The organism is Streptomyces sp. NPDC046876 (assembly GCF_040645035.1).
Lineage (GTDB): Bacteria > Actinomycetota > Actinomycetes > Streptomycetales > Streptomycetaceae > Streptomyces.
The window spans coordinates 1-3,220 of sequence record NZ_JBEYXK010000209.1 but is presented as its reverse complement, the minus strand read 5'-3'; the positions used below and the strand labels follow the sequence as shown (position 1 = coordinate 3,220).

Here is a 3,220-nt window from a genome sequence, read left to right as displayed (position 1 = left end):
AGCATTTAGTGACAATGAAATATATGGGTTTAAGCGATGTTGAGGACGAAGAAAGAGAGTATACCGTTCTGTTTAAAGAATGTTTTTCAACCATCTTCAATAATTGGCTGGAAGGGGCAAAAGGAGATATTCCACAATCCCCCAATGACTTAGCTTTCTATTTTCATGACATCTCAATTAGAGAAATTTTAGTAGAAAACGTCCATCTTTATCAAGTTAAACTGGTTATCCCTATGATGGATTGTCAGATTACCTGTAAATCAATTGAGATATCTTAGAAGTTGAGAACGAATGTAACTTATTAGCAATTAAGTTACATTCAAACTTAGTTAAAGTGTTAAATAATATTGTTTAGATAAGAATGAAATAGAAGGAGTTTGTGATGAAAAAAAATATAAGTTCTATCATCGTGATTTTGGCATTAATTGGATTTTTAGTTGTAACGTTTTTTCTTCAGTATGAATCTTTATTTTTAACTCGTATTGCTTCACTTATCTTCGCACTCATTTATTTAGTAATTGAAGTAAAGCAAGAGTATTTCTCGACAAACAAGCCTTTATTTATTCTCTTTAGTGTCATCAGCATACTAGCTATAATGGTATGCATCATACTTGATGAGACTTCAGCGACAGAAGGATTCAATGCTAGAAGTTTTTTGTCCCTAGTGTTTGTTTACATTCTTCTGGTTATTAGCTATAAAGATTTATACAACAAAAACGATGCTGCAAAGTAATTTCAGGTCAACTTTAGTTTTATAAATACCTTGATTTGAATGTAACTTAATCCTAATTATGTTACATTCAAAACCCCCATTTCATTGACTTCATCCGAAAAACAAGCGAAACTGAATTTGCCAGAAAAAAAGATACATTCAAATCGTTGATTCTACTGGACTCACTTGTCATTGGCGACGCTCTTTTTTTTTTGCGGGTAATTCCTTAACCAGCAAATTACATCGGTGTTTTTTAAAATCAATTTACGATATACCAAAAATGAAAAAAGAACTGCGAAAGACCTCGCCTTTATAACATAGGTGAGGTCTTTCGCAGTTTTGTCTTAAGGCGTCTGTTTAGTCTTTTATAAACGAGGCAACCCAATTTCCAATCTCTTCCTGGGAAACCGTTAGCGTAATTCCCAGTTTTGATTCAGTTCCCATATAGGAATTAATGTATCCGGTATCCATAAAAACTGTAAATTCATAAAAAGTCTCATCATGAGGATCTTTGGAATAGGCGAAAGATATGCCTGGAGAAAGTACACTAAGTGTGCCGGAATCGTTTTCATCCATTTTCTTTAATTGTTCCCTTAACGTTTCGATATCTTGATTAATCCAAACGAAGTTATGCGAGTAGTCCAAGAATCCATAAGAGAAAGTGAGTTTAAATTCAATTTCGAAGAGGTTCCCTTCCGGCTTTCCTATGTTGAATACCTCATGTCTTACTTCTGTCTCACTGAACTCATGACTTCTATCTTTCAATATATATTCCACAGCAGACAATCCTTTCGAGACGATTTTAAAAATTGGTAGACTTCCATACTTTTTTAGGTGCACCTTGGCGATACATTGTGGTGACCGTTCTTGCATCTTTGGTCATGACTAAAGTAGTTCCACTGGATTTATCCCACAAAATTTTAGCACCTGTATCTTTATCTACAAACTTCTGGCCTTTAGCAATTGCATTAGCCGCCCATGTTTCTTTGATTCGTCGTTCGCCACCTCGTTGCAAAGCATGCGTTGTAAAACTTCTCATCAAATGTTTCTTTCCTAAATGAATAACAGCTTGTCGAATAACAGCAATAACTAGCGGTGCTAAAAAGATTGGAATTCGAGCTTGAGTAACCGGAGTTTCATTCGAGAAATAATCTACGTCTAGGTCTTCAGACAATTCCTGCAGTTTTAGAAATTCTTCTTCGCTTAATTTTTCAACCGGATCAACGAATTCCCCGTCCAAATTAAGATATCCGCCACCAGTATCAGCTCTTTCACCGATTAACTGAGCTTCTTCTTTAGCTTCGTTAATAAAATGATCTATTTTTTCAATAAGGAGTTCTTCTTCAGGTAATACTACACCATTTTCATTAGACACTTCTTCAGCAGCCACGACTGACAGGTTTAAAGAAGTAAAGATTAAAATTAAAGACAAAAAAGCTAAAATAAATTTTTTCATGCATAATCCTCTTTTCATTTTATGGTTTTGGGAACTCATCCTATGAGACCATATCCTAAAAATATGTAAATTTATATATAAAATTACATATTTAATACAAAAAGTATAAATTTAATAGTTTAAAATAAGCCGATATTTTTTGATAATCGGTTTTGAATTAGTGAATTTAATTAGGAGTCCTTCATCTCTATTACATTGACTTTCTAGAAAAAAATGCTGAAACTGAAATTACGTGAAAAAAAGATACATTCAAAAGGTTGATTCTAATGGGCTTGCTTTTCCTTGGCGGCGCTCTTTTTTCTTTTAGCTCAAACAACTTAAGTAGTCTGCTACATATGGTGTTTAACCAATTACACAAAGGTTCTCCACCAACTCATTGCTAATAAACAGAAACGACCGTAGAGGAAGAAAATTTTAAGCGCTAGCTCCTCCTTTATAAATGATGTTGAGAACAGTGGTTTGTTTATCAAAAAATAGGTTTACATATTCCGGATTATCGGCAGTTACTTAAATAAAAAGGGAGAAAAGAAAAAGCCAACTTCCTCTGAAAAAAAAGAATCTAGTGTGCGTGTCAAAAAATCAACTCGGAATAAGTTAAATGCCCTAGTTAGTTTAAATAAAGCAGATACAATAGATGATTTGATTGAAATCATGTTTGATGAATACTTTTCTGTACATGTAACTAAAGACGAGAAAAAACAATTTGATATGGTTATGGATCTGTACAAATCTAAAAATTAAAGAAAATTCCTTGGTTGCTTGAGTTCAACTGAGGAATTTTTTATTTTGCTAAAAACGGTATGCAAGCATGCACATATACTAGTATGCAAGCATGCTTGCATGCACATATACCGGTATGCACATATGCAAGCATACACATATACTAGTATGCACGCATGCAAGCATGCACATATACTGGTATGCAAAATATAAAAATATAATCCTAATTAACAGTTCGAAAAGCTTGATTTAATAAGCTTTTTAGATAATAAATGTATGGTGCATAGTCGGTTTTCTCATATCAGCATCGATGAATAAAACACGCTTGCCTT

At 33.5% G+C, this 3,220-nt stretch carries 4 protein-coding genes; 2 read left to right on the top strand and 2 right to left on the bottom strand.

What is annotated here, in order from left to right; translation table 11 throughout:
- On the top strand, positions 1-278 hold a 278-nt coding region (locus ABZ924_RS38320; protein WP_361920334.1), incomplete at its 5' end, for a hypothetical protein.
- A gap of 791 nt (positions 279-1,069) precedes the next feature.
- Here the strand turns inward: ABZ924_RS38320 and ABZ924_RS38315 are convergent.
- Both ABZ924_RS38315 and ABZ924_RS38310 read right to left on the bottom strand, forming a co-directional pair.
- Positions 1,070-1,489: a hypothetical protein gene (locus ABZ924_RS38315; protein WP_361920332.1), complete on the bottom strand. Its 420-nt coding sequence runs from the start codon at positions 1,487-1,489 to the stop codon at positions 1,070-1,072.
- Between the two features lie 25 nt (positions 1,490-1,514).
- Positions 1,515-2,168 carry a DUF4258 domain-containing protein gene (locus ABZ924_RS38310; protein ID WP_361920330.1) on the bottom strand — a complete coding sequence of 218 codons (654 nt, stop codon included), beginning with the start codon at positions 2,166-2,168 and terminating at the stop codon, positions 1,515-1,517.
- Between the two features lie 564 nt (positions 2,169-2,732).
- Here ABZ924_RS38310 and ABZ924_RS38305 point away from each other — a divergent pair.
- Entirely contained in the window at positions 2,733-2,909 is a 177-nt protein-coding gene (locus tag ABZ924_RS38305; RefSeq protein ID WP_361920328.1) for a DUF5388 domain-containing protein, read from the top strand.
- Positions 2,910-3,220: the final 311 nt, after the last annotated feature.